Origin of the sequence: Streptomyces sp. NBC_00996 (assembly GCF_045162675.1) — a bacterium.
GTDB lineage: Bacteria > Actinomycetota > Actinomycetes > Streptomycetales > Streptomycetaceae > Streptomyces.
The window spans coordinates 511,444-536,072 of record NZ_CP108723.1 but is presented as its reverse complement, the minus strand read 5'-3'; the positions used below and the strand labels follow the sequence as shown (position 1 = coordinate 536,072).

Annotated in this window: 20 protein-coding genes and 5 pseudogenes; 13 read left to right on the top strand and 12 right to left on the bottom strand. The window is 68.8% G+C overall.

The genetic code is table 11. The annotated features are described in order from the left end of the window. Nucleotides 1-256 precede the first annotated feature (256 nt). Nucleotides 257-402 (bottom strand): annotated as a pseudogene (locus OG390_RS02760) (transposase); the annotation flags it as partial. 89 nt (nt 403-491) lie between these two features. Next, nucleotides 492-908 carry a hypothetical protein gene (locus OG390_RS02755; protein WP_406164815.1) on the bottom strand — a complete coding sequence of 139 codons (417 nt, stop codon included), beginning with the start codon at nt 906-908 and terminating at the stop codon, nt 492-494. A 293-nt stretch (nt 909-1,201) separates the two neighbouring features. On the opposite strand from OG390_RS02755, the gene OG390_RS02750 reads away from it, so the two are divergent. Then, a complete protein-coding gene (locus OG390_RS02750; protein WP_406164814.1) occupies nt 1,202-1,945 on the top strand; it encodes a beta-phosphoglucomutase family hydrolase in 744 nt (247 codons plus the stop codon). Further along, the gene (locus OG390_RS02745; protein ID WP_406164813.1) at nt 1,942-4,338 is read left to right on the top strand and encodes a glycoside hydrolase family 65 protein; all 2,397 of its coding nucleotides are present in this window, start codon (nt 1,942-1,944) and stop codon (nt 4,336-4,338) included. Before OG390_RS02750 ends, OG390_RS02745 begins: the two co-directional genes overlap by 4 nt. Before the next feature lie 188 nt (nt 4,339-4,526). Here the strand turns inward: OG390_RS02745 and OG390_RS02740 are convergent, their stop codons facing one another. Beyond that, nucleotides 4,527-4,877 (bottom strand): DoxX family protein, encoded by a 351-nt coding sequence (locus OG390_RS02740; RefSeq protein ID WP_406164812.1) that lies wholly within the window; start codon nt 4,875-4,877, stop codon nt 4,527-4,529. Between the two features lie 90 nt (nt 4,878-4,967). On the opposite strand from OG390_RS02740, the gene OG390_RS02735 reads away from it, so the two are divergent. After that, nucleotides 4,968-5,591 (top strand): TetR/AcrR family transcriptional regulator, encoded by a 624-nt coding sequence (locus OG390_RS02735; RefSeq protein WP_406164811.1) that lies wholly within the window; start codon nt 4,968-4,970, stop codon nt 5,589-5,591. Nucleotides 5,592-5,668: 77 nt separating this feature from the next. Here OG390_RS02735 and OG390_RS02730 read toward each other — a convergent pair. The 4 genes and pseudogenes from OG390_RS02730 to OG390_RS02715 all read right to left on the bottom strand — a co-directional run. Then, nucleotides 5,669-6,142: pseudogene (locus tag OG390_RS02730) on the bottom strand (SDR family NAD(P)-dependent oxidoreductase); the annotation flags it as partial. Between the two features lie 487 nt (nt 6,143-6,629). Continuing rightward, the gene (locus OG390_RS02725; RefSeq protein WP_406164810.1) at nt 6,630-7,742 is read right to left on the bottom strand and encodes an FAD-dependent oxidoreductase; all 1,113 of its coding nucleotides are present in this window, start codon (nt 7,740-7,742) and stop codon (nt 6,630-6,632) included. A gap of 13 nt (nt 7,743-7,755) precedes the next feature. After that, nucleotides 7,756-8,301, bottom strand: coding sequence for a hypothetical protein (locus OG390_RS02720; RefSeq protein ID WP_406164809.1), 546 nt, complete (start codon nt 8,299-8,301; stop codon nt 7,756-7,758). A 53-nt stretch (nt 8,302-8,354) separates the two neighbouring features. After that, entirely contained in the window at nt 8,355-9,326 is a 972-nt protein-coding gene (locus OG390_RS02715) for a Clp protease N-terminal domain-containing protein (protein WP_406164808.1), read from the bottom strand. A 68-nt stretch (nt 9,327-9,394) separates the two neighbouring features. On the opposite strand from OG390_RS02715, the gene OG390_RS02710 reads away from it, so the two are divergent. Continuing rightward, nucleotides 9,395-9,754, top strand: a complete 360-nt coding sequence (locus tag OG390_RS02710; protein WP_406164807.1) for an excisionase — start codon at nt 9,395-9,397, stop codon at nt 9,752-9,754. A 173-nt stretch (nt 9,755-9,927) separates the two neighbouring features. On the opposite strand, the gene OG390_RS02705 is transcribed toward OG390_RS02710, so the two are convergent. Beyond that, nucleotides 9,928-10,098: a hypothetical protein gene (locus OG390_RS02705; protein WP_406177462.1), complete on the bottom strand. Its 171-nt coding sequence runs from the start codon at nt 10,096-10,098 to the stop codon at nt 9,928-9,930. Here OG390_RS02705 and OG390_RS02700 point away from each other — a divergent pair. The 4 genes from OG390_RS02700 to OG390_RS02685 all read left to right on the top strand — a co-directional run bounded on the left by OG390_RS02700 (nt 10,016) and on the right by OG390_RS02685 (nt 13,506). Next, nucleotides 10,016-10,297: a hypothetical protein gene (locus OG390_RS02700; RefSeq protein ID WP_406178338.1), complete on the top strand. Its 282-nt coding sequence runs from the start codon at nt 10,016-10,018 to the stop codon at nt 10,295-10,297. The genes OG390_RS02705 and OG390_RS02700 overlap by 83 nt on opposite strands. 282 nt (nt 10,298-10,579) lie before the next feature. Next, complete coding sequence (locus OG390_RS02695; protein ID WP_406164806.1) at nt 10,580-10,777, top strand: hypothetical protein; 198 nt, start codon at nt 10,580-10,582, stop codon at nt 10,775-10,777. A gap of 11 nt (nt 10,778-10,788) precedes the next feature. Next, a complete protein-coding gene (locus OG390_RS02690; protein WP_406164805.1) occupies nt 10,789-11,847 on the top strand; it encodes an IS110 family transposase in 1,059 nt (352 codons plus the stop codon). Nucleotides 11,848-12,219: 372 nt separating this feature from the next. Next, the gene (locus OG390_RS02685) at nt 12,220-13,506 is read left to right on the top strand and encodes an MFS transporter (protein WP_406164804.1); all 1,287 of its coding nucleotides are present in this window, start codon (nt 12,220-12,222) and stop codon (nt 13,504-13,506) included. A gap of 91 nt (nt 13,507-13,597) precedes the next feature. On the opposite strand, the pseudogene OG390_RS02680 reads toward OG390_RS02685, so the two are convergent. Next, nucleotides 13,598-14,483 (bottom strand): annotated as a pseudogene (locus OG390_RS02680) (GNAT family N-acetyltransferase). A gap of 809 nt (nt 14,484-15,292) precedes the next feature. Between OG390_RS02680 and OG390_RS02675 the strand changes: the two are divergent. Next, nucleotides 15,293-15,601 (top strand): annotated as a pseudogene (locus OG390_RS02675) (DUF664 domain-containing protein); the annotation flags it as partial. Between the two features lie 202 nt (nt 15,602-15,803). Here OG390_RS02675 and OG390_RS02670 read toward each other — a convergent pair. Next, a complete protein-coding gene (locus tag OG390_RS02670; protein ID WP_406164803.1) occupies nt 15,804-17,420 on the bottom strand; it encodes a cation acetate symporter in 1,617 nt (538 codons plus the stop codon). Then, a complete protein-coding gene (locus tag OG390_RS02665) occupies nt 17,417-17,950 on the bottom strand; it encodes a DUF485 domain-containing protein (protein ID WP_406164802.1) in 534 nt (177 codons plus the stop codon). The genes OG390_RS02670 and OG390_RS02665 overlap by 4 nt, the downstream gene beginning before the upstream one ends. Before the next feature lie 680 nt (nt 17,951-18,630). Here OG390_RS02665 and OG390_RS02660 point away from each other — a divergent pair. Both OG390_RS02660 and OG390_RS02655 read left to right on the top strand, forming a co-directional pair. Continuing rightward, nucleotides 18,631-19,638, top strand: a complete 1,008-nt coding sequence (locus OG390_RS02660; RefSeq protein ID WP_406164801.1) for an NADP-dependent oxidoreductase — start codon at nt 18,631-18,633, stop codon at nt 19,636-19,638. Between the two features lie 55 nt (nt 19,639-19,693). Then, nucleotides 19,694-20,086, top strand: coding sequence for an SDR family NAD(P)-dependent oxidoreductase (locus OG390_RS02655; RefSeq protein WP_406177461.1), 393 nt, complete (start codon nt 19,694-19,696; stop codon nt 20,084-20,086). Nucleotides 20,087-20,771: 685 nt separating this feature from the next. Here OG390_RS02655 and OG390_RS02650 read toward each other — a convergent pair. Continuing rightward, a complete protein-coding gene (locus OG390_RS02650; RefSeq protein WP_406164800.1) occupies nt 20,772-21,863 on the bottom strand; it encodes an SEC-C metal-binding domain-containing protein in 1,092 nt (363 codons plus the stop codon). 399 nt (nt 21,864-22,262) lie between these two features. On the opposite strand from OG390_RS02650, the pseudogene OG390_RS02645 reads away from it, so the two are divergent. Then, nucleotides 22,263-22,679: pseudogene (locus tag OG390_RS02645) on the top strand (transposase); the annotation flags it as partial. A 622-nt stretch (nt 22,680-23,301) separates the two neighbouring features. Beyond that, nucleotides 23,302-23,928 carry a hypothetical protein gene (locus tag OG390_RS02640; RefSeq protein ID WP_406164799.1) on the top strand — a complete coding sequence of 209 codons (627 nt, stop codon included), beginning with the start codon at nt 23,302-23,304 and terminating at the stop codon, nt 23,926-23,928. Nucleotides 23,929-24,629 lie beyond the last annotated feature (701 nt).

Sequence of the window (24,629 nt, the reverse complement as noted above, 5' to 3'; positions counted from 1 at the left end):
TCGAGGGGCCTAGTCCATAGCACCACAGTCTCACGCCGGTCCATGGCCTTGCGCGGGCACCGTGCCTCCTGCGAGGCGCTGCCGCGTCGGCTGCCCTGGGCGCCTGCATCGGCGGCGAGAGGGTCGAGGACTTCGTCCGCGACGTGCGGAGGCTGCTCGGCGCTGGGCCTTCGCCATGGATCGTGTCGAACGGGCTGTGGGACCACCTTGAGCCGCTGCTGCCGCAGCGTGAGCGGCACTTCCGGTATCCGGGCCGGGTGCGGCATCGCTGCCGGCTCGCGCCGGGCAGGGTGGCGCCGATCGCGTTGACCAGGCCCATGTGTGCGTCGGAGATGCCAGTCGGACGCCGGACAGGCCCAGGCCGCGGGCGATCAGCGAGCGCAGGAAGACGAGCCAGCCGGCGAGCAGCGACGGCAGCGTCGTGGGCACGAGTCTCCTCTTCAAGGTCAAGGGCGAGCGGCGCGGGCTTGGGTGGCGGGTTTCCCGGGCTTTCAGGGAGCTGGAACGGGCACTCCGGTGAGGTGCTGGGCGTGGCGCTCGAGCGGAAGAGCAAGCTCGGGGTGGCCGCCGCGGTGGACGACCTGCAGGAGCCGGCCAACGGCGATGAGTTCGCCGACGCGGCCGGCGGGCGAGTTCGGAGTGCTGTCGAATTCCGCCTGGCTCCGCTGGGCGGTGGCGGGGCACGTGAGGCTGTAGGCGTGCAGGAGGCCGATGCCGAAGCCGACGGGCATGCGCCCCCAGGCCTCCCAGTCCAGGATCACCAGAGGTTGCCCGGTGAGGTTCGCCCAGTGCAGGGCGCCGTGCCCGGTGTGGGTGGCGGCGATCTGTACGGCGGGGATGCCGAGGAACCGGGTTTGGCTCTTGTCGACCCACCCCTGGCGGACGGCGACCCTGGATACCGGACGCACAACTGGGCCGAGCCGTACCCCGGCGAGAGCAAGACCTACCCGCCGAACGACGTGCCGGGCGCCTGCATCCCGTTGTCGGAGTCTCACGGCTGACGCAGGTTGATCTCCTCACGGCCCCTGGCCGGCGTCACGGCCGGCCAGGGGCCCCTTCTGTACCCGGATGTGCCGTGGCAGCGTTTTTCGGCCCGTGCCCGCCCCTGCTGTCATTCGGCCCTCGACCGAGCGGGTGCCTTCCTGCGTGCCGCTCGGTGGCTTGACGCGAGCGGCCGCGGACGCCTCCTAGCCTCGGCGACATGCTGGGGCTTCCTGCTCACGTCCGTGCCTGTCTGTTCGACCTCGACGGTGTGCTCACCCAGACCGCGAAGGTGCACGCGGTCGCCTGGAAGGAGATGTTCGACGGCTATCTCCGTGAGCGCGCCACACGTGAGGGGACCGAGTTCGTGCCCTTCGACGCGGTGGACGACTACGACGAGTATGTGGACGGGCGGCCCCGTGAGGACGGCGTGCGCACGTTCCTGGCCGCACGTGGCGTGCACCTGCCCGCGGGAACGCCGGACGACCCGCCGGAGGCAGAGACGGTGAACGGACTGGGCAACCGCAAGAACGGCCTGGTGCTGCGGCGGATCCGCGAGGACGGGGTGGAACCCTACGAGGGCTCGGTCCGCTTCGTTCACGCGGCGCGGGAGGCCGGCCTGCGCCGCGCGGTGGTGTCGTCCAGCGCCAACTGCCGGGACGTCCTGGTAGCGGCCGGCATTGAGGACCTGTTCGAGGAACGGATCGACGGAGTGGTGGCGCGCGAGCGCCATCTGCGCGGCAAGCCCGCCCCGGACACCTACCTGGAGGCGGCCCGCAGGCTCGGAGCGGATCCCGACGAGGCCGCGGTGTTCGAGGACGCCCTGGCCGGCGTCGAGGCCGGGCGAGCGGGACGGTTCGGCGTGGTCGTGGGCGTCGACAGGGTGGGTCAGGCGGATCAGCTGCGGGCGCACGGGGCGGACCTTGTGGTCGGTGACCTGGCCGAACTTCTGGAGTCGCGATGATCGCCCATCCCAGCTTCACGGTCGAGCCGTGGTGCCTGCGCGAGACCGAGCTGAACCTGGACGTGCTCGCCCAGAGCGAATCGGTGTTCGCGCTGTCCAACGGGCACATCGGGTGGCGCGGAAACCTCGACGAGGGAGAGCCCCACGGGCTGCCCGGCGCCTACCTCAACGGCGTCTACGAGCAGCATCCGCTGCCCTATGCGGAAGCGGGCTACGGATATCCCGAGTCCGGCCAGACGATGATCAATATCACCAACGGCAAGGTCATCCGGCTGCTGGTCGACGACCACCCGTGCGATCTGCGCTACGGTCATCTGCTGGCGCACGAGCGGGTCCTGGACTTCCAGTCCGGTGTTCTCAGCCGCTCGGTGCGGTGGACATCGCCCGGCGGCCGCACGGTCCGGATCACCTCACAGCGGCTCGTGTCCTTCCCCCAACGCGCGGTGGCCGCGATCGTGTACGAGGTCGAGCCGATTGACGGACCGACCACGGTGGCCGTGCAGTCCGAGCTGGTGGCCAACGAACAACTGCCGCGCCTCGAGGGCGACCCGCGCGTGGCTGCGGCGATCGAGTCCCCCCTGAATGCCGAGGAGCACTTCGCCCAGGACACCCGCCTGCGGCTCGTGCATTGCACCGCCCGCAGCGCACTGCGGGTGGCAGCGGCGGCCGACCATCTCGTCGAGGGTCCCGAGAGCACGCGCTGGACGGCGCAGAGCGAGCCCGATGTCAGCCGTCTGACGGTGACCGCGGACCTGGTGCCCGGGCAGCCGCTGCGGCTGGTCAAGTTCGTGGCCTACGGCTGGTCGGGTGAGCGCTCGCTGCCGGCTGTGCACGATCAGGTGGACGGAGCCGTGGCGGCTGCGGTCAGCACGGGCTGGGACGGGCTGGTCGCCGCCCAACGGGCGTACCTGGACCGCTTCTGGGCGGGCGCGGACGTCGAGGTCGAGGGCGACGCGCAGATCCAGCAGGCGGTGCGGTTCGCTCTCTTCCACGTGCTCCAGGCCGCGGCCCGCGGCGAGAACCGGGCCATTCCCGCGAAAGGCCTGACCGGAACCGGGTACGACGGGCACTCCTTCTGGGACACCGAGTCCTACGTGCTGCCGGTCCTGACGTTCACCGCGCCGCAGGCCGTCGCTTCGGCACTGAGATGGCGGCACGGGATGCTGCCGGCGGCCAGGGAACGGGCGGGCCAGCTGGGCCTGGCGGGAGCGGCGTTCCCCTGGCGGACGATCGACGGTGCCGAGAGTTCCGCCTACTGGCCGGCCGGCACGGCTGCCTTCCACATCAACGCCGACATCGCCACGGCCGTCGTCCGGTACGTCATGGTGACCGGGGACGAGGACTTCGAGCGCCGTGAGGGGCTCGACCTCCTCGTGGACACCGCTCGGCTGTGGCGCTCCCTCGGCCACCACGACGCGGAAGGCGTCTTCCACATCGACGGGGTCACCGGACCCGACGAGTACAGCGCCGTCGCCCGCGACAACCTGTACACCAACCTGCTGGCCCGGCAGAACCTGCTCGCCGCGGCGGAAGTGGCCACGCGTCATCCGGACCGGGCCGCAGAACTCGGTGTCGACGACGAGGAGACCGCCGTATGGCGGGACGCCGCAGCTCGCATCGCGGTGCCATACAACGAGTCTCTCGGCGTGCACGAACAGTCGGCCGGGTTCACGAATTTCCAGCACTGGGACTTCGAGGCGACCCCGCCCGAGAACTATCCACTGCTGCTGCACTATCCCTACTTCGACCTGTATCGCAAGCAGGTGGTGAAGCAGGCCGATCTGGTGCTGGCGATGTTGGAGTGCCCGCACCTCTTCTCCGACGAGGAGAAGGCGCGCAATTTCGCCTACTACGACGCGCTCACCGTCCGCGACTCCTCCCTGTCGGCGTGCTGCCAGGCGGTGCTGGCCGCCGAGACCGGGCACCTGCGGCTGGCTTACGCCTACCTCGGAGAGGCGGCGCTGATGGACCTGGACGATCTGGAGCACAACACCCGTGACGGGCTGCACATCGCCTCCCTCGCCGGGACCTGGATCGCCCTGGTCGAGGGTTTCGGCGGCATGCGCCGGTACATCGGCGAGGGGGGAAAGCCGGACCTACTGGCGTTCGCACCGCGCCTGCCGGAAGCGCTGTCAAAGGTGGCGTTCACGGTGCTGGGACGCGGACGCCGGCTGAAGGTGGACATCGGCCCGTCCCATGCGCGTTACCAGCTGGTGGAAGGTGAACCGCTGGTCGTGCTGCATCACGGGGAACAGGTGACCGTGACGACCGACGCTCCGGTGGACCAGCCGATGCCCCCCGTGCCCGTGCGTCCCGAGCCGCAGCAACCGCCGGGCCGCCGTCCGGCGGGCCTGCTAGCCGGGGAGGAGCAGCAGGCGGAGACACAGGACTAGCCTAGTGTCCTGTCAGATTGATCCACCGACGAATTTTCCTGGAATCGGGATTTCGTGGTCTGGAGCTGGTTCTGAAGAGGCAAGAGCCTCGACAGAAGAAGCCGGTGATGGGACGCCGTCCCTTCGCGGGCCTGTGCGCCAGGGCGCAGCTGGGCATTTCCCCACCGCAGCCGTTCCAGTTCGTGGGGTCACGCAGCGATGCCGCACACGAGGGACGCCGAGGCGAGCAGGAGAACGCCCGAGGCTGAGGCCACCGCAGCGATCGGATCCCTGGCCCGCAGGTGCGTCAGCACGGCGCCGAACATCAACGCGCACAGTCCCGCGCCGGCCGCGATGCCCAGCGGCCGGGCCGCCAGCCCTCCGAGAAGCTCCACGCCGCCTCCGGCCTCCAGCACGCCGATCGCCCGCCACAGCGAGGGCGACATGCCGAAGTGGTCGCGGTACTGCAGGGACCGGCGCAGCCCGTAGATCTTGATTCCCCCGGTGAAGACGAATATCGGGCCGGTGGCTACAGCCAGGATGATTCGCGAGACGTCCACAGGTCACCTTTCGAGCAGCGGGGCAGTCGCGGATGGGATACTGCTGGGGCGATGACCGATCCCACGACAACGACCGGCCCCCTTCCGACGATGCGCGATGACCAGCGGGAGGCCTCCCGGCGCAGACTGATCGACGCGGCACTGGGGATCCTCGCCGAGGAGGGCTACCGCGGCCTCACGGTGAAGAAGGTCGGTGATCGCGCCGGGGTCAGCCGGGGCATGGTCAACTACCACTTCGAGTCCAAGGCTGGGCTCGTCGAGGCGGTCATCAACGACATCCGCGAGGTCTTTGTAGACCGTCTCAGGGCGCTCCCCGGATACCACCGGATGACCGGGCTTGAGGCCGTGCTGGCCAAGCTGGAGCAGTACTTCTCACGTCTGGCCGAGCCGGGCCCCAGTGTCCGGGCACGCGCACTGCTGGTGCTGCTCGTCGAGGCGGTCGGCAGCCCGGGGGAGACCGCCAAGGGGCCCTTGGGCGGCCAACTCGACTTGGTCCGCACCGGTGTGGAGGACGACATCCGACGGGGGGTCGCCGACGGCAGCATCCGCCCGGACCTGGACGCCCGCGCGGAGGCATTCCTTCTGGAGAGCCTGGCGCGCGGCGTGTTGCTCCAGTACCAGCTGGACTCCTCTCGCGCCCGCCTGGAGGAAATCGGCCGCGCGGCCCACGACATGGTGCTGCTGGCACTCGCTCCGCACCGGAGGACTGGCTGACGCCGGCGGCCGGGGTCGTCTGCGCGAGTCCGCCCGCGCACCGGCCGGATGGCTGCCGAGACGGTACTCAGGCCGCCGTTTACCACCAGCTGCTGGCCCGTGATGTAGGAGGCGCGGTCGGAGAGCACGAACGTCACCGCCTCCGCCACCTCCCACGCGGTGCCCTGCCGGCCGAGTGGGATCCGGGCGAAGGACGCGGTCCTGGAGGTGCGTGCTGCTGATGCCTGACGGCCCATCGGGGTGTCGATCAGGCCAGGTACGACCACGTTGGCTCGGATACGGCGTGCGGCGCCCTCCTTGGCGACATGCCGGGTCAGACCCACCAGACCCGCCTTGGAACTGTCGTACGCAGGCGAGCCGGTGGCGGCGCGCAGTCCGGCAACGGATCCGCTGAAGACGATCGCGCCGCCGCCCATCGTCGGCAGGCCGTACTTTGCGGCCAGGAAGGGCGCGCGCAGATTGAGCGCGAGGACGCGGTCCCCGTCCTCGGGCGAGGAGCCGGCCAGACCAACGCCGAGCCCGATGCCTGCGTTCACCAGTAGCCAGTCCAGACCGCCGAGCGGTCTTGCCTGGCTCCATCAGGCCGTACCCGTCGGCAACTTCTCCATCGCGCACGTCGCGCACGTTCTGAATACCACTACGGCGCACGTCATCTACCTGCTGTCCCGGCACCCGGTCTACTGGAGCCCGCCCCGGTTCCGCCGCACCCAGCACACGGCCACCCGTATCGGACAATGGCGCATCTGGTACGAGCACGACCACATGTCGCTCCAGGACAGCGCGCCACCGGCAAGGAACGAGCCTCGCCACCGTGCGCCTGGCACTACTCAAGAACGACGTCCCACTCCGCCCCGCCGGCTCCCATCCCGGCCAACCGCGAAGGAGATGAGGCATCCCAGCTCCCCCGCGGGCCGGCCCCACTGCTGTCCGGGCACTGAGACTCATGTCGCGTGACGTCCCGTGCGACAACCGAGGGACCCGAACGGCGGCTGATCGCGCTGGCTGGGCAGCCAGTTGCTTGGTCGTATTCCGTTACCTTCAGCCGGGTTGGAAAAACGCGAGCATTTTCCGGCTGGCGTCCGGCGACATCAGGATTTCCTGGATGCGCACGGACTGCCGACCGGCAGCGCTGGTGCGTTCGAACATCTCGCGTTCGTATTCCTTGACGGCGGCGGGAAAGTCGTCCGGATGCGCGGCCAGCGCGAGGCCGAGCAAGGCGCCGTCGAGCAGCGCCATGTTGGCGCCCTGCCCCACCGGCGGCATCAGGTGCGCGGCGTCGCCGAGCAGCGTGACGCCTGGCCTCGACGGCCAGGTCAGGCCGACCGGGAGCGTGGTGATCGACCGTGGCAGGACCGTGTCGTCGCAGGCGGCGATCAGCGCGGTGAACCGTGAGTCCCAGCCGGTGAACAGGCCGATCAGCCGCGCCCGGGCGGCAGCGGGGTCGTCGAACGGGATTCCGCTGGTCCCGAACCAGTCCTCCGCGGTGTAGAAGCTGAGGTAGATGCGTACGCGGCCGTCGCCGTTGCGCTGCGCCGACAGGGATTGTCCGTTGCCGAGCACCCAGTAGTTGCCACGCCCAACCATCGCCGCGAGATCGGGATGGGTGCGGTCGATGTCGGGAATACCAAGCTCAACGACGTTTTGGCCGGTGTGCGCTGGTCGGGCGTCGGTGAGCAGTGCGCGGACCCGGGAGTCCGCGCCGTCGGCGCCGACCAACAGGTCATACGTCGCACTAGTGCCGTCGGCGAAGTGCAGCAGGCCGTTGTCGGCGTGCTCGAACGCGTGCCCCCAACGCACCGCGTGCTCGGGCAGCGAATCCAGCAGCAGGTTACGCAGATCGGCACGGTCGACCTCGGGTCGATCGAGCGGGGCGTCCTCGGGCGTATCCTCCTGCAGCAGCAGGGTGCCATCCGGCTCCAGAAGGCGCAGGTCCTGGCCTTCACGACGGGCAATCGCGCGGAACTCGTCGATCAGGCCGGCCTCGCGGATCGCCCGTTGGCCCGTCCCGGCGTGCAGGTCGAGCATGCCGCCCTGACCGCGCGCGTCGCGCGACGGTTCGCGTTCGTACACGACGGCGTCGATGCCGTTCACGTGCAGCACACGGGCGAGGGCCAGGCCGCCCAAGCCGGCTCCAACGATCGTGATGGTCATGGTTGCCTCCGATTCACCGTATTGCCTGCTCGCGGGAGATCGACCCGTGGTGCGGGCCACCACCGGTGGGGCGCCGAACGAGATCCCGGCCTCGCCGATCGCCTCGGCCGGGAACCTGGCCGGCTGGCCGGCCTCGGCCGGCTCGGCGACCAGTTCGTTTCAGCCGGGCGGTGAGCCGCTCGGTAAGCCGGCGGGAGTTGGCGAACATGATCGTCGGCCGGTGTTCGCCGACCAGCGCGAGAATCCGCTGCTCGGCATCCGGCCCGATGGACGACTGCCGCTCCGGTCCCGGCGCCGAACCGGACACCTCGCCGGTGCCCTTCCCGAGCGTGACCATGGCTGCGACCGGGGCCTCCACTTGCAGCCGGACCGATTTCCGGTTCGTCGGCCGCACGATCTTGACCGGCTGCTCGCCGGCGAGGAAGGTGCTCACCTCCTCGACCGGTCGGGTCGTCGCGGACAGGCCGATCCGCTGTGCCTCGGTGGGCGCGGTGAACTCGCCTGTGAACCACACCCTGGTCGCCGGCGAGAGCGGCGCCGGCGCATCGTCGCTCGCCACGCCCCCATCCTCGCCACTCCCACCGACCGGTTCCGGCCCGCTGATCAATGGGTTCACCGACGGAGCCGGGGCGCGAGCACCGTGCGCACGACCTTGGCCACCTTGCTCGCGGCGGATCCGTCCCCTTCTTCGGGTTCCGGTTCCAGCACGCGCTGGATCTGCAGCAGCAGCTGGTTGGTCGACCGCCAGAGCGGGACGAACATGCCGGCGACCGGCCCGACACCCTGGATGGGGCCGCCGGACAGCTCGGTGACCTTCTTGGCGATCGTGACCGTCGTCGGGTCCCGCAGGATCAGGTGCACCTCATCGTCGACCATCCGGATTTCCATCTTGCGCGCGGCGGCTTCCTCCGGGTTCGCGTCCGTGGTCGTCTCCGGATCCAGTTCGTCGATCTTGGCGGCGACCGCGCCCGGGTCGACCCCGAGTTCGCGCAGCACCCTGGCCGCCATGCTGTTCTCCGCCCGCAGCATCGCCTCAAGCAAGTGATGGCTGCCGACCGGTGCGCCACCGGCCAGCGCGCCGGCGGCGGACACGGTGTCCTCGGTGGCAGGTGTGCCGGCCGGCCATGGGCCGGCTGCGACGTTCTGCGATCCCTCCAATGAGGCCATCACCGCTGCACGGATCTTGCTGATTGGACTGATCCGCTCGGCAAGCGCCTTCGCGCCGACGCTCTCACCTTCCCTGACCAGGGCGAGCAGGATGTGTTCCGTACCGATGTAGGTGTGGTGCAGCTGCTGCGCCTCGCGCAGGGCGAGGTCCAGCGTCTTCTTCGCGCTCGGCGCGAACGGGATATGGCCGCTCAGCTCCTGCGTGCCGGGCTTGACCACCGCGGCGATATCGGTCTGCGCCGTCTCCTTGTCGTACCCGAGCTGGTGCAGAACCTTCGCCGCCATGCTGTCCGGCACGTCGAGCAGCCCCAACAGGATGTGCTCCGTGCCGATGTAGTTGTGCTTGAGCAGCCTCGCCTCCTCCTGAGCCGTGACAACCACCTTGCGGGCTTTCACCGTGAACCTTTCAAATGACATGCTTTCAGGGTCTCAACCATGTCAATACACTGTTATTGATAGGGTCACCATGCTGAAGGGAGGGTGTGATGGAGACACCGTCGGACTGGGAGGACCGGCTCGCGCGCTGGCAAAATGAGCTGGAGCTGTTCGAGCAGCTGGACGAGGCACCCTGGGTCACGCTGGCCAAGGCGGAAGCCGAGACCGGCGTTTCCCGCTCGGCCCTGCGGTCCTGGTACCGCAATGGCGAGATCCAGTCCCGGCTGGTGGACGGACCGAACGGGCCGCAGCGCCTGGTCCGGCTGGACGCGGTGATCGAGCGTGCCGCCGCGTCACCGCGCATTCAGCGCAGGGCGGAACGGGAAGTCAGCCTGGAAGCCCAAGTCACCCTGCTACAGCACCGGGTTGACCAGCTTGAGCTGCGACTGGCCGCGCTGGAGCGGAAGTGATCGGCGCGAGCAGCGCCGCGCCATCGGCCCGGAACGATGCCACCGTTGCCGGATCCGCCAACTCCTCCGCGACCAGGCTGTAGGGCCGGTCCAGCGGCGGCAGTAGGGGAACGGGCTGACACCGAGCTTGGAGTGCTCGGCCAGCACCCCCGCGGTCCATGCCGCGTACAGCATCACGTGTTCAGGTGCGCCTGCTCCAGCGTCGGCACACAAAGGCGCCCGGCGACCAGCCCGTCCGCGCCGAGGAAAACCACATCCGGCGTGATCGACCGCAACTGCTCCTCGGCGGCGCTGCCCACGATCGCCTCGTTCGGGCACCGCAGCCGCCCGCCGATTACGATCATCATCGGGAGTCAGATGGATTTCCTGCGTCCAGAGCAGCGACGGCCGGACCGTGCCGTTGAGGAGGTCGGTAGCGACATCCACTTCCACACCATTGCCCGTCACGTCGGTGGCGGACAGGTCCTTGTCGCTGCTGAAGGCGCTCACATCCGCAAGGATGCCGAACCGCTGGATGGGAAGGGAGGTAATTTCGCCGGTTGATCGTCTAGGGCAAACCTCTAGCATCACTTGACGTCAACGCGTCAAGCATCAACTGAGCCCGTCGGATCCCCTGCGGCGACGCCCGTTCCGGGCGGAAAATGGGTGTGGTTGCTGCCTGTTGACGCCGTCTTGTCTGTGACCTTCGAGGTCGTAACTGAGCCGGGCGCGGGGAGCCAGTCATCGGGCGCCTTCAGTGTCGCTTCGAGCACGCGGATGAGATTCCTCCACCAGCCCTTTGGCTCCCACAGGTGGCAGCCGCCCGGGAGTTGAGGGAGGGCAGTGGTGCTGGAAGAGACGCAGGACACCGAGGAGATCATCGAGCGGGTTGCCGCGCTGGACATCGGCAAGGCCGAGGTCGTGTGCTGCACCCGGGTGCCCCGTGAAGGTTCCCCGGGGCGGCGCATGCAGGAGGTCGCGACCTACCCGACCATGACCCGTTCCCTGCTGGGCATGTGTGACCACCTGCGCTGCCTGGGGTGACCCGGGTGGTCATGGAGGCCACGTCCGACTACTGGCGGCCCGCGTTCTACCTCCTGGAGGCGGCCGGCTTCGAGGTATGGCTGGTCAACGCCAGGGACGTCAAGCACCTGCCGGGCCGGCCCAAGACCGACAAGCTCGACGCGGTCTGGCCGGCCAAGATCGCGGAGCGGCAGATGATCCGCCCCAGCTTCGTCCCGCCGCGCGAGATCCGCGCACTGCGGGACCTGACCCGCTACCGCACCGACCTGGTGGCCACACGCACCAGCGAGAAGCAGCGCGTGGAGAAGCTCCTGGAGGACGCCCAGATCAAGGTCACCGCGGTGGCCACCGACATCTTCGGCCCCTCCGGACGGGACATGCTCGCCGCGCTGATCGCCGGCGAGCGCGACCCCAAGGTACTGGCCCAGTACGCCCGCCGCCGTCTGCGCGCCAAACTCGCCGAACTGGAGGAGGCGTTCACCGGCCACTTCACCGACCACCACGCATTCCTGCTCACCAAGATGCTCGGCCGCATCGACGCCATCAACACCGACATCGCCGCCATCGACGCCCGGATCGGCGCCGAGGTCGCCCCCTACGCCGACGCGATCGCCCGGCTCAGCGAGATCCCCGGCATCAACCCGATCGCCGCCCACGTCATCATCGCCGAGATCGGCCTGGACATGACCCGGTTCCCCACCGCCGCCCACCTCGCCTCCTGGGCGAAGTTCGCCCCCGGCGTCAAGGAATCCGCCGGGAAGAAGAAGGGCCGGGGCACCACCGGCCACGGCAACTCCTACCTGGCCCGCGTGCTGGGCAACTGCGCCACCGCCACCGGAAAGACCGACACCTTCCTCGGCGAGCGTTACCGGCGCATCGGCCGCCGCCGCGGCAAGAAGAAGGCCCTGGTCGCGGTCGGCCGCTCGCTCCTGGTCGTCATCTGGCACCTCCTCTCGACCCCGGACACCCGCTTCCACGATCTGGGCTCCGACTACTACGACCCCCGCATCGACCCCGACCGCCGCAAGCGCAACCACATCCGCCAGCTCGAAGCCCTCGGCTTCACCGTCACCCTCGCACCCGCGACATGACAGAGACCCAGCCCACCCGCCGGCACCTCGCCCACGGGCTGATGACGCGCGCCTTTTGGTCCCTCCATTTTCGGATGAGACTCGACACCGCGGCTTGGTGTGTCTGCCGGCGGTCTCCATCCCTGGTCGCCTGCGAGGGAAGCGGTGGGAGCCATGCTCAATGTGCGCACATGATCCGTGCTACTCCCGCCCCTTCAGCGGCGAACACCGTGCGGCGCTCAACCTGCGCACGTGCGCCCGTATGCGCAAGGTCCGACGGTGGTATCCGAGCCGACAGGAGCACCGAGTGATCTGGCGCGACGCTTGAGTGCCTCTGCGTGAAGTGGCTGGTTCACGGCGTGTGTCGACCTGGGTCCCATAGGGTGCCTGGCCGTGACGGTCTCATCGGATGGGTCGCCGTTCTGGCGCGACCAGCAGTTCGTCCTGCTCCTTTGCGCTCGGGTCCTTTCCGTGTTGGGCAACGGCTTCGCCCGGGTGGCGTTGGCGTTTGCGGTGCTTGCTCTGCCGGGGGCCAGTGCGGGCCGGTTGTCGGTGGTGCTGGCCTGTCAGGCGTTGCCGCAGTTGGTGCTCATCCTGGTGGGCGGGGTGATTGCGGACCGGATGTCGCGGGCGAGGCTGATGGTCCTTGCCGACGTGCTGGGGGCTGCGGCGTATTCGGGGCTGGCCGCGATGGTGTTGACCGGTCATGCACCACTGGTGGCACTGTGCCTGTTGGCCGTGGCGGCCGGAACGGCGACAGCCCTGTTCTCGCCGGCGATGGACGGCCTGCTGCCGTTGGTCGTGCCTGCAGATCGCTTGCAGCAGGCCAATGGGCTGCTTCGGATGGGCACTAACAGCTCTCTGCTGCTGGGCCTGGCGCTGTCCGGGGTGACCGTGGCACTGGTCGGGGCTGGCTGGGCGCTTGCGCTCAACGCGGCGTCCTTTGTCGCCAGTGCGGCACTGACTGCTCGGCTGCGGGTGGCCGCGAGGCCGCGCAGGAGATCGTCGGGGTGGGCCGATCTGCGAGAGGGCTGGCAGGAATTCACTTCCCGGCAGTGGCTGTGGGTCGTCGTCGCGCAGTACGCGGTCGTGGTCGCCGCGCTCAACGCCAACGTCGGTGTCCTGGGCCCGCTGACGGCCGAGCAGCACCTGGGCGGAGCGCGGGCGTGGTCGGTCATCGTGGCCGCGCAGGCCGTGGGCACCATCGCGGGCGCAGGACTTGCCGCCCGTGTGCGGGTGAACCGTCCCATTCTGGTGGCCGTGCTGTGTACGTTTCCGGCCGCTGTGCCGATCGCTCTGCTCAGCGCCGACGCCCCGGTATGGCTGATCGCCGCAGCCATGTTCGGCGCCGGTATCGCAGGGGATGTCTTCGGCGTGCTGTGGGCAACCACGATCCAGCGTGAGGTCCCGGAACAGGTTCTGTCCCGCGTCAGCTCCTATGACTGGTTCGGCTCCCTGGCCTTCGCTCCGCTCGGACTCCTCGTCGCCGGACCCATCGCCACTGCCGTGGGCACCAGCCAAGCCCTGGCCGGCTGTGCGGCCCTGGTGGTCCTGGCCACCACGGCGGCCCTGTTGTCACCTCAGGTACGGAGTCTGCGTGCAGCTGCCGAGAAGCGTTCCGGCACGGCATCCTCATCGGAGGTCGCGGAGTGTCAGGTCGGTGAGGAGACGGCGGGCTAAGAAGGTGTTTTTCTTCCTCCCTGCTACCCCCGCTAGGGCGGCGTCGGCGGATCAGCTTCCTGGTGGCAGGTGCGTTTTGGGTCGGTCTTGTCTAACCGGCTTCTGCTGCGCTGTAGGCGAACTTGTACCCGGTGAAGTCGGCGACGTGGACGTATCCGATGCGTTGGTATAGGTCGTTGCTGGTGGGGTTGTTCGGGTCCGTGAACAGGACGACGCCCGCCGCGCCCGCGGTGAGCGCGGCCCTGCTCACCTCGACCGTCACGGCGCCCGCGTAGCCGCGGCCCCGGAGGTGGGCCGGGGTGGAGACGGGGTCCACCCGGATCATGCCGCCGACGATCGAGTTCGCGGCTGCCATGGAGACGGAAGTGCCGTCCGGGGTCTCCCAGAACGTGAAGTGTCTGTCGCCGAAACGCGAGTGGGCCCAGGAGGCGGCGTCGATCAAATCGATGGAGGACTGCTCCCGACGTCGACGCAGAACTCACGGCACCAGCGCACGACTTGCTCATGCTCCTTTCCGCCCGCGATGCGACCCTGGCCCTCTGGGCGCGGCTGCGGTGGGGTGAGCGTGCCGAGACGGTAGAGATGAGTCCGCCAGAAGCGTGCCGGCGCTGAGCCCGTGTGCCGCTGCCATGTCTCGGCGAAAGCGGTGGCGGTGTCGTGGTCCGCGAGCATGCCGGAGGGGAGCGGCCGAGGCCAGCCCGGTGAGCGGCGAGGGTGCCGGCCTGCTTGGCAGAGAGGGGGGTGACGCTCAGGTATCCGCGCGGAGTGCGGTAAAAGATGGCGCGGACCTCGCCTGCTGACTCCAGTCGGCCGAAGACGGTGGCTTCGGAACCGTGTGTGTCCGCCCCGCGTGTTCGCAGTTTCTCGATGTCCGTCAGCGGTGTGTTGTGCAGGGCAGGGCGCGAGCGCAGGAAGTCTCCGACTCGGGCGAGGAAGTCGTCGACGTCTTCGGTGAGTTGCCAGTCATCCGGGAGCATGTTTCATGATCCCGGACGTACTCGAATCGGGGGAGCACTTTGCTCAGAGACGCACCGTCGCCACGGCTGGTCAATGTCTTTCGGCCACGTGCCGTAACTGCTCCTGATCAGGCACGAGTTTTCCTCGTCCACTGGCTGGTCCGCGGGCTGTAGTGGGTCAGGCGTCGGGTCAACTTCCGTCCACCATCGCCAGCCAGCTCTACAACGCCAAGGAGCCGATGACGCTCTTCGAACTGCAGGAATGGCCCGGTCACCGGACGGCCCGAAGCGACGACCCATTACGCGAAGCTTCCCCCCAACACCCTGGCCGGGGCCTACAACGACGCCGGCTATTTTGCGAGGAACGCCCGTACTATCGAGGTACTCGTCGACCGCGAGGCGGTCACCTCCGGCGCCGCCGCCAAGCGGAGAGCCCTGGCGGTACTTCGGCCGCGGCCACGGCCGGTGCACCTACACCTTCTTCGAACGGTGCCAGCACCGCATGGCCTGCACACGCTGCGACTTCTACACCCCCAAGAGCTCCAGCAAGGGCCAGCTGGTGGAGGCGAAGGAGAACGTTGCAGAAAATGCTGTCCAGCATCCCGCTCACCGACGACGAACGCGCCGTCGACGAGGGCCAGCCCCCCTCGATCAGCTCCTTGAGCGACTCACCGACGTCCCCACACCAGCCGGACCAACTCCCCGCCAGAGCGGCGTTCCGCCAACCGCCACACTGCTGCCCATCATTCGATGTCACCCAAGGTCCCGCAGCGGGCAGATCCGATGTCAGTGGCGCCTGTCAGACTCGGCCTTGACCAGGAAGGCAGACCGTGACCGGCGCACCCGCCCCCAAGCACTATGCACCCCGATGGAATGGTGACACCCGTCCCGCCCCACCCGCCGTTGGCAGCGAGCGAGAAACGCTGAGCGCGTTCCTGGACTGGCACCGGGCCACCTTCGTGCTCAAGTGCTCCGGTCTGCCACCAGCGCGACTGTCCGAACAGGCGGTGCCGCCCTCCGCACTGTCTCTGCACGGCCTGGCACGGCACCTGGCCGGTGTCGAGCGCTGGTGGTTCCGCATTCAGTTCGCCGGTGAGGACGTCCCGATGCTCTACTACTCAGACGAGGACCCCAACCAGCGCGAGGCTGGTGTCTGCGAGGAGTTTCATCCGGGACGGATCCGGCAGCAGCCAACGCATCCTCCGCTGCGGGAACGGGTCCGACTGCTGGAGGGCGCCTGCCGCGCAGTGTGGAAGCTCAGGTGCTGGGGCCGCTGTTGTGACCCGCCGCGGTCCAGGCCAACCGTGGCCCCCAGGCAGGGCGCGCCTCCCGTCGCTGTGGTCATTCGGCTGCGGCAAGCAACCGTTCTTCGCCTTCCTCGTACAGCCGTCGGTTCTCGCGGCTCTCGGTAGCGCGTCGGCGGTGGTCCAGACGGCTGCCCAGCCAGCCCGCCAGGTAGCCGAACGGTATGGAGACCAGGCCGGTGGACTGCATGGGGAACAGGTCGAAGTGGGCGTTCGGGAAGACGGCGGAGGGCGTGCCCGAAACGGCTTGGGAGAAGACCATCAGCACCGCCGCGCAGGCTGCACCGCCGTAGAGGCTCGCGAGCAGGCCGGTGCGCGTGAAGCCTCGCCAGAAGAGGGAGTAGGTCAACGCGGGGGCCACCGCCGACGCCCCGATGCAGATCGCCAGCGTGGTCAGTACACCGACGTCCCAGTTCTGGACCACGGTGGAGAGCATGATGGCAACTGTTCCCACGGCCACGCTCGTCCATGCCGCCACCGTCATCTCCGTACGAGGCGCCGCCTGTCCTCGCCGCACCGCATGGGCGAACAGGTCATGGGCGAGCGACGAGGCTGCGGCCAGGGTCATCCCGGCGACCGAGGACAGCAGGGTGATGAACACCGTGCCCGCCACGGCAGCATAGAGAATCGTCGCGCCTGCGGAGGCGCCGTCGCCGCCCAGCGCTCGGGACAGCATGAGCACCGACGTCCTGCCGTGTGGGTCGGCCGCGGTGATGTACTGAGATCCCACCAGCGCCGCCGCGCCCGTACCCATGATGATCACGAGCAGGCAGAACGTGGTGACGGTGCCGACTGCCCACGACATGGAGCGGCGTACGGCGGGCACGTCCCGCGCGGAGTACAGGCGCATCGTGATGTGCGGCAAGCAGGCCACGCCGAGGACCACGGTGATCTGGAGACTGACGAAGTCCAGCCGCTGACTGGCAGAGGTGCCCAGTTGCAAGCCCTGGTGGAGGAAAGCGGGGCCCGTGCCGCTGCCGCGCTCGGCGGCCCGGAGCAGGTCGCCGGGGCTCCAGTCGAAGCGGTTCAGGACCAGAGCGGCGACGGCGACGCTGGTGCCCAGCAGGAGCACGATCTTGATCATTTGGATGAGCGCGGTGCCCCTCATGCCGCCGATCGCCGCGTAAATGATCATCAGGCTGCCGACGAGGACGATGCACACCGTCCTGGCGCCCGGCAGGTGCGGGATGCCCAGGATGAAGGTGAGCAGCGACCCGGCCCCGGAGAGCTGGACGACAAGGAAGGGAAGAGTCGCCGAAAGCGTCACCACGCAGGAGGCGATACGGACGGCCCGCCCGGGCATGTTGCGGGCCAGCACGTCGCCCATGGTGAACCTGCCGGCGTTGCGCAGGGGTTCGGCCAGCAGGAACATCAGCAGCACCAGCGACATGGCCGTGCTGACGGCCAGCACGTAGCCGTCGTATCCCGCGAGCGCGATGATGCCGGTGGTGCTCAGCACTGTGGCCGCGGAGATGTAGTCGCCCGCGATCGCCAAACCGTTCCTGAGCGGCGTGAGCGAGAGGTAGCCGGTATAGAAGTTCGTCAGGTCGTCGCGATCCGGTCCCGCCATCACGCACATCAGCAGCGTGAAAGTGGCCAGGGCGGTGAAGAGAATCAGGACGGTGGCCTGCGTCCCGGAGGTGAAGTCGTTCATCTCGCCACCCCGGCGTCCCGAGCCGGTCGTGCCGCCCGCTCCCTGACAACCCGCGCCAACCGGTCCACGGAGCGTTGTGCACTGCGTCCGTACCAGAGGACCGCCGCGAAGGTGACGACGAGCTGGAGGACCCCAAGGGCCATGCCCAGACTCAGCTCCCCGGCGATCTTGGTCCCCATCAGGTCCGGCGCATAGCAGGACAGCAACACGTACACCAGGAAGGAGCCGAGCGCGGTGAGCGTGGAGACCCGGCGGAGCAGCCGGTAGGCCGAGCGGAGGGCGGCGAGGTCGGCGCTGCGTCGACCGGTCTCGTGCCCGTACGGCTCATGCCGAGGGGCTTGCCCGTACGAGTCGTACGCAGAGGCGTCGTATCCATACGAGTCGTACCGAGGGGCGTCGTGTCCGTACGGCTCCTGCCACGGATCCCGGCCGTACGAGTCGTGCCGAGGGGCGTGCCGATAGGGCTCGGTCTGCGGCCGCGTCCATCCCGTCGGTGGTGGTGGATACCGGTTGTCGTCGGCGTAGGTCATCGCGCGGCCTTTCCATGCGGCTCGGATCCGTGGAGGTGGGCGGGATCAAAGGGGGGTGGCGGCGCACGATACCGACTGGTTGGAATGCCTGATAAGCCTGCTGGGAGTCACGTTTTGGGCTCGATGCCGCACAGGGGCGACGGCCGGATGCCCCCGGGTACGGATCGCGTTGGCGGTCCGCGGGGCGGCCAGCCAACTCCGTACGCACCCCACGTCGTTACCGACATGGCCCTGGTCGGATTCCGGCCGCCCTGGTCTTCCCGGTGGTTTTCACCCTCAGCGTCGGCAGCCTCGACGACCTTTGATGTGGTGCGCGGCGGATCAACTGGGTGAGTCGGCGAGCGGATTCAGCTTTTCCCGTGCATCGCCGGGAAACTGCCCGTCTCCCGCGCGAGGCCGGAGCCGACTCGGGGAAGGGCGGCGAACAGTCGCCGAGGATCCGGCGGCGGACCGTGTCGTGCTGCGCCCACCGGCCCGCACCGACGGCGTAGGACGCCTTCCTCGCCCGCCCTCCGGCTGCTGTCGGGACCGGATGCCCCGCCATGCCGACCGGAGCCGGGGATTTGGTCCCCGACGGCTTCGGGACCTGAACGGAGGGATGGTGTGTGGTGAACATCACACCCCCCGACGTACCTACTGGTCGGTAGGGTCGCTGGGAGCCGCGAACGACAGGAGGCGCAATGTCTGCGACCAACCGCCAGATCCGTCTGGCAGCCCGCCCCGTGGGCCAGGTGAAACCCGATGACTGGGAGCACTTTTCGGGGCCCGTGGAGGATCCGGGCCCGGGCCGGTTCGCGGGCCGGACGCGGGTCATCTCGCTGGACCCGGCCATGCGGGGCTGGCTGGATGACCGCCCCTCCTATCTGCCACCGGTGGGCATCGGTGAGGTGATGCGCGCCGGATCGGTCATCGAGGTCACCGCATCCAACCATCCCGGCTTTCAGCCGGGTGATCACGTGGCCGGCACGTTCGGCGTCCAGGAGTACGTGGTCTCCGACGGCAGGGGCGCCCTGAAGATCGACACCTCCCTCGCCCCGCCCTCGACGTATCTCGGGGCGCTGGGTATGCCCGGCATGACCGCCTACTTCGGCCTGCTGGACGTCGGGGCGCTCAAGGACGGCGAGACCGTCGTGGTGTCGGGGGCGGCCGGCGCGGTCGGCAGCATGGTGGGTCAGATCGCGAAAGCCAAGGGCTGCCGGGTCGTGGGCATCGCGGGCGGGCCCGAGAAGTGCGCGTTGCTCACCGACGAGCTGGGATTCGACGCCGCGATCGACTACCGCGCCGACGACGTCAGGAAGGCGCTGCGCGAGCACGCCCCCGACGGCATCGACGTCTACTTCGACAACGTCGGAGGAGACATCCTCGACGCCGCACTGACCCGGCTGGCGATGCACGCGCGCGTCGTGGTCTGCGGTGCGATCAGTCAGTACAACAACGCCACGCCGGTCAAGGGCCCCTCGAACTACCTCACGCTGCTGGTGCGTCGCGCCCGCATGGAGGGCTTCGTCGTCTTCGACTACGCCAAGCGCTACGCGCAGGCCGCGCAGGAGATCTCCGCCTGGATCGGCGACGGCCGCATCAAGGTCAAAGAACATGTGGTGAGGGGAACCGTGGACGAATTCCCCGAGACGCTGCAGATGCTCTTCCGCGGCGAGAACGTCGGCAAGCTCGTGCTCGAGCTGGCATGAGCGCCGCCGAGAGCAGGGCTGCCCCCCACGAGAAGAACCGCCGGACAACGCCGCGCTGCGGGGCAAGGCGGCGATCGTCACCGGCGGTGCCAGCGGACTGGGCCGGGCCACGGCGCTGACGTTGACGCTGGCGGGGGCGCGCGTGGGTGTCGCGGACCTCGACGCGCGGGGCGGCCGGGAGGTGGCCGACATGATCGGTGGCCACTTCCGCGCCTGTGACGTCTCCGACCTCGACGCCAACCGTGAGCTGGTGGACTTCACCCAGGAGCAGTGCGGCGGTGTGGACATCGCGTTCCTGAACGCGGGCGTGGCGACCGGATTCGGCGTCGGCGAGGACTTCGACCTGGCGCGCTACCGCCGGGCGACCTGTCCGGACGCGGTGCCGCCGCGTCACGGTGACGCCGACCGTGCCTGGCTCAGCACCGTCGCTGCCCAACAGATCTCCTGAGTACGTGGGGACGCTGCACCATGAAAGTGACATGGAATCACGCGCGGTAGGACGCGCTGCGTTCATGCGTTGGCGTCTCCCGTGTGCCGATTCGGCTGCAACTTGCCCGGATCGCAGAGTGGCAAGGCCCGGTAGTACGCGTTCATCTCATCTCGCCGTGGCGGGCGCACCTGGGTGACCATGCCGGACATTGCATCCACCACCATCGCCGACAGGCAACCGATTGTCTGTTTCGCTGAACTGCCAGGCAGTACTTCACCATCGCCACGCGTTCGAGCGGACCGCGGTAGAGAAAGCCTGGCCGCTGCGGAACATGGCGCGCACCCTTGACCGCTCCATCCTCGATCAATGGAGGGGCCGGGAGGCCGAACTCGCTCCCTCTGCTTCCGATGTGGGCCGGCGAAGGCGTCGACTTCATCAACCACCTGCCATCCGCCGCCGATCTCGTCGGCGCACGCGCCGAGCCGGCGGAGACAGCACTGACCCGAGCCGGCAGGCCTATCCAGAACGGCTTGCCAGGGTGCGGCCGCGTGGGGCTGATACCACATGCCCTCGCCCGGTGGTGACGCCACGAACTCGCGGGCGGTAGCTGGGGTCACGCCGCTAACGGGCCGTACCTGGGCAATTCCTGGGCTCAGTCGCGAGTTGGGTGAAAGATGCCTTCTGGATGTTGATGGGCCTGGGGTCAGGTCAGAGCGGGGTTGCCGCAGCACTTCTTGTATTTGCGGGAAGAGCCGCACCAGCAGGGGCTGTTGCGGGGTGGAGGCCATGTCTGGGCCTGGCCGCGGGCGGCGAGGTCGGCGGCGTATCGGGCCCGGGTGTCGCCGTCCTGTGGGGAGAGGTCCTCATCGCGAGTGAACGCCTCGAAGTCGGCCAGGGCGCCCTGGGCGATGCCCAGATGGGGTTCGCCGTCCTCGGACAGGCGGCGCAGGAGCTCCTCGACGCGGCGGATGTGCTCCTGGTGTTCGGCGCCGTAGTGCTCCGCCAGTGGGGGCCACCGGGTGAGGAGTTGGGCGAACTCGGTCTCGGGCCAGAACAGTGCGCATGTCATGCGGGGGCGCGACAGGGCGGTTCGACGAGCGGCGACCTCGGCGGTGAGTTTGTCGAACTCGGCTTGCAGGGCGTCCTTGTCACCGCTCTCGATGGCCCGCAGGCGGTCCGGATCGTGGAGGTCGTCCAGTGTGCTGGAGCCGCGGAGCAGGCTGGGGCGGTGCTCGTGCAGGTCGTCGGCGAGGGTGTCGAGGTCGTCGTGCGGCTGGGTGAGGCGGCGCCGGACCCGGTGGCGGCCGATGACGAGCATCTCGATGCCGCTGGGGTCAGAGGCGTGTTCGACGGCGCTGGGGGTGAGCGGAGTGGCGGGGCCGAGGAGATGGGTGATGCCGGCGGTGAACCAGTCTGCGGCGTCATGGAATTCACCGGCGGTCTCGAAGGCTTCGGCGACGAAGTTCCAGGCCCCCGGATCGGTGGGGTGCTGTCGTCGCAGACGGCTGGCCGCTTGGCGTGCCTGATCGGCGCGTCCGCCGTCCCACAGGGTGCTGATCCGGTATGCCTCGATCAGGTGCGGGTCCTCGCACCCGGTGTCCAGCAGTTGTTGGTAAAGCGCGAGCGCGCGGTCGTATTCCTCGGCGTCGTTCCAGCTGTCCGCGGCCTCGACGAGGATCTCCTCGCGATCCTCGGGATACTCCCGGGCCAGCGCCTCCAGCTCTTCGGCCTGCGTGGCGTACGCCCGCTCGGCGGGGGTGGGTTGGGGCGGTGGTCGGCGACGCTTGCGGGACATACGACCACAATAGCGGCGTGAGGCCGCAGGTACGCGTGGGCGGGGGAAGGCTCGTCAGAACGGGTGCGGTTCGGCGGGTTACTGGGCTCCGGAACGGCCGTGTGGAACCATGCGTCGGCCTGGCTGCCGCAGCCCCAGCTCGAGATGATACGAAGGCCCCCACGTAACTGCTGAACTGCGAAAAAACTGATCAAGTTCGAGCCTCGTTCGGCGCCGGAGCCTTAAGAGACACGCTCACTGGCTGAGGATCTGTGAGTCGGGTACGAAACGAGTCCTGTCTTCCGGGTCATCGATGTCGTCGAGGTCGGTGAAGCAGCCCGACGTCGTGCAGTCGGCCACCACCGCGCGTCCCCGTCCGGTCGGATGTTCACGCAAAGATCATGGGGTTCAGTCACCGGATTCGAACAACCCGACACCGACGCCGTGAAGGCCCGGATGCGGCACGTGCTGGACGCCCTGGAGGCCAAGTTCCCCAAGGCCGCAGCCCACTTGGACACCGCCCAGGGCGACGTCCTGGCATTCACCGCGTTCCCCCGCGAGATCTGGCGGCAAATCTGGTCGAACAACCCGCAGGAACGGCTCAACAAGGAGATCCGCCGCCGCACCGACGTGGTCGGTATCTTCCCCGACCGCTCCGAGTTGATCCGCCTGATCGGCGCGGTCCTGGCCGAGCAGAACGACGAATGGACCGAGGCTTGCCGCTACATGGGCCGTGAACTCCTCGCCAAAACCCGCCTCCACCCGATCGAATCAGAAACCGACGACACCGTCCTGCCCACAGAACTCGCCGCATGGTCCCAAAGGCGAGATCACTGAGTGGCCGTCGATACGCAACTCCAGTCCCGCGGACGTGACCTCCGCGCCGAGTTCTTACGCAGTGCTGACGCCTCGGCGAAACGGATCTCACGGTGCCGGTGCATGCGCGAGTCTGGGCTCTCGTCATCGAGCGGCATGACGGCACCATGGGTCAGCGACAACCACAAGGACTGCCCCCACACCGCCTGGTCAGGCATGGAGGGCATCGTCGCGGTGTAAGGAAAGCGGCCGCCGCGGCGACGGTGCCCCGGTCACGGGACCGGGGCACCGGACGGCCGCCCAAGGGCTGTCCGGTGAAGGGCAAACTCATTGCCTTGGTCCGGCAAGCCTGGTGGGTCGTGCGCTGCCGGTAGCGGGCATGGGCGGCCATGGGCCGGCGTGCTGCAATACGCGTCCGGGAGCCTGTGGGACGGATGAGGAGACACGGTGGGGTTGGGGGAGCACAAGGCGACAGGGGGCGTGGCATGGATGCTGATCGCTGCCTTGGCTCTGGTCCTGGGGGTGGCGATGGCCTCCGAGATGCGCGCAGCGTTGGAGCGGGAGCGGGAGTTCCGCGCAGCGGTGGAGTGTGCTTCTGTCCCGGTGAAGGCGTCCGGGTGCCTGTGGAAGCAGGAATTCACCGTTGGGAAGGCCGACACGCACCGCGGAGAGCGGAGAGCGGAGAGCGTCGCCGGAGGCGGAGTTGCTGCTGCCCTCCGGCAAGCGGTGGGAAGTGACGTTTCGGCAGACTGATCCGGTGGTGTCGGAGATGGAGCCGGGAAACAGGGTCGTCGGCCTGATCTGGCACGGGCGGGTGATCGAGGTACGGGACGCCGAAGGACGGCGCCAGCAGACGTCGTTCGGTCCCCTGGAGTGGCCCGAGGACCGGCTCGGCGGGGCACTCGCCTGTATCTCGTTCGGCTTGACCGGCCTTGTCGGCGGGCTGTGGACTCTCTTCGCGCGGGGCAACGGGCGTCACGCGAAAGCAGCGACTGTGGAGCGGTGGCACGGTGTCGGCATGGGCGGCGCAGCCATACTGACCCTCTGGGCGCAGGCGGCCAACGGCTGGCCGATGCGGGCGATCCCCTCGATCTGGGGGCCGATCGCGCTGCTCTTCCTGGCCTCCATGGTGGCGTTCGCCATCGCCGCCGTCCGCGGCGATTTGGATGACGAGGCCCCGTCCACCCCGCAGGTGCCCCCGCCCCCGCCACCGATGGGCGGACCCGGCCAAGGCAGACGCCGCGCACCCCCACGCTCAATGGGACGGTGAACTCGGACGCTCAGAAGTCCGACGGTCCCGATCTGAGATTCACCGGCACGTCGACCGCGCGGGAGCCCCCCATCTCGGTTCATGCCACGCCGCTCGACTTCGATATCACCGCGCGGTCCGCCGTTTCGTTCAGCCCGACCGCTCATGACTTCGGCAGTCAGGCCGTCGGCAGCAGCAGTGGTTCGCAGCAATTCACCCTGACCAACGGCGGCGACACGGCAGCGAACGTGAGCGGTGTGAGCATCGGTGGGACCAACCCGGGAGGCCTGCACGGTGACGGTCACCTTCACGCCCACCGCGACCGGCGCCCGCTCGGCGACGCTGAGCCTGGCCGACAACGCACCCGGCAGCCCCCACACCGCAGCCCTGGCCGGAACAGGCACCGGCAGCGGCGGGAACAACGGCGGCGGAGGCGGGGGCACATCGATCCTGCCCATCAACGTCTCTGGCCTTCTGTTCCCTACAACAACATCAACATCAAGAACAACATCAACAGCCACGACGTCACGTCGAACAACACCCATCAGCTGGACGTGGACATGCCGGAGGCACCCCGCAGATACGCGAGCAAGGCCCCGCCCGCAGCAGGGCGGTCCGGGCCTCTGGCCGTACGGTCGGCCGCAGGTCCTTCGACGTTGACACGCACCACACGCAGGCCCGATCCGCGCGTCGCGGCCGCGTCCGATCGTGACGCCGCAGGA

What these genes read in the sequence shown, in the direction of transcription:
- OG390_RS02745 (WP_406164813.1), top strand. Translation starts at nt 1,942, where the DNA reads ATGATCGCCCATCCCAGCTTCACGGTCGAGCCGTGGTGCCTGCGCGAG.
- OG390_RS02750 (WP_406164814.1), top strand. Translation starts at nt 1,202, where the DNA reads ATGCTGGGGCTTCCTGCTCACGTCCGTGCCTGTCTGTTCGACCTCGAC.
- OG390_RS02665 (WP_406164802.1), bottom strand. Translation starts at nt 17,950, where the DNA reads ATGACCTACGCCGACGACAACCGGTATCCACCACCACCGACGGGATGG.
- OG390_RS02690 (WP_406164805.1), top strand. Translation starts at nt 10,789, where the DNA reads ATGGAGGCCACGTCCGACTACTGGCGGCCCGCGTTCTACCTCCTGGAG.
- OG390_RS02670 (WP_406164803.1), bottom strand. Translation starts at nt 17,420, where the DNA reads ATGAACGACTTCACCTCCGGGACGCAGGCCACCGTCCTGATTCTCTTC.
- OG390_RS02705 (WP_406177462.1), bottom strand. Translation starts at nt 10,098, where the DNA reads ATGATCGTAATCGGCGGGCGGCTGCGGTGCCCGAACGAGGCGATCGTG.
- OG390_RS02715 (WP_406164808.1), bottom strand. Translation starts at nt 9,326, where the DNA reads ATGTCATTTGAAAGGTTCACGGTGAAAGCCCGCAAGGTGGTTGTCACG.
- OG390_RS02650 (WP_406164800.1), bottom strand. Translation starts at nt 21,863, where the DNA reads ATGTCCCGCAAGCGTCGCCGACCACCGCCCCAACCCACCCCCGCCGAG.
- OG390_RS02735 (WP_406164811.1), top strand. Translation starts at nt 4,968, where the DNA reads ATGCGCGATGACCAGCGGGAGGCCTCCCGGCGCAGACTGATCGACGCG.
- OG390_RS02660 (WP_406164801.1), top strand. Translation starts at nt 18,631, where the DNA reads ATGTCTGCGACCAACCGCCAGATCCGTCTGGCAGCCCGCCCCGTGGGC.
- OG390_RS02710 (WP_406164807.1), top strand. Translation starts at nt 9,395, where the DNA reads ATGGAGACACCGTCGGACTGGGAGGACCGGCTCGCGCGCTGGCAAAAT.
- OG390_RS02725 (WP_406164810.1), bottom strand. Translation starts at nt 7,742, where the DNA reads ATGACCATCACGATCGTTGGAGCCGGCTTGGGCGGCCTGGCCCTCGCC.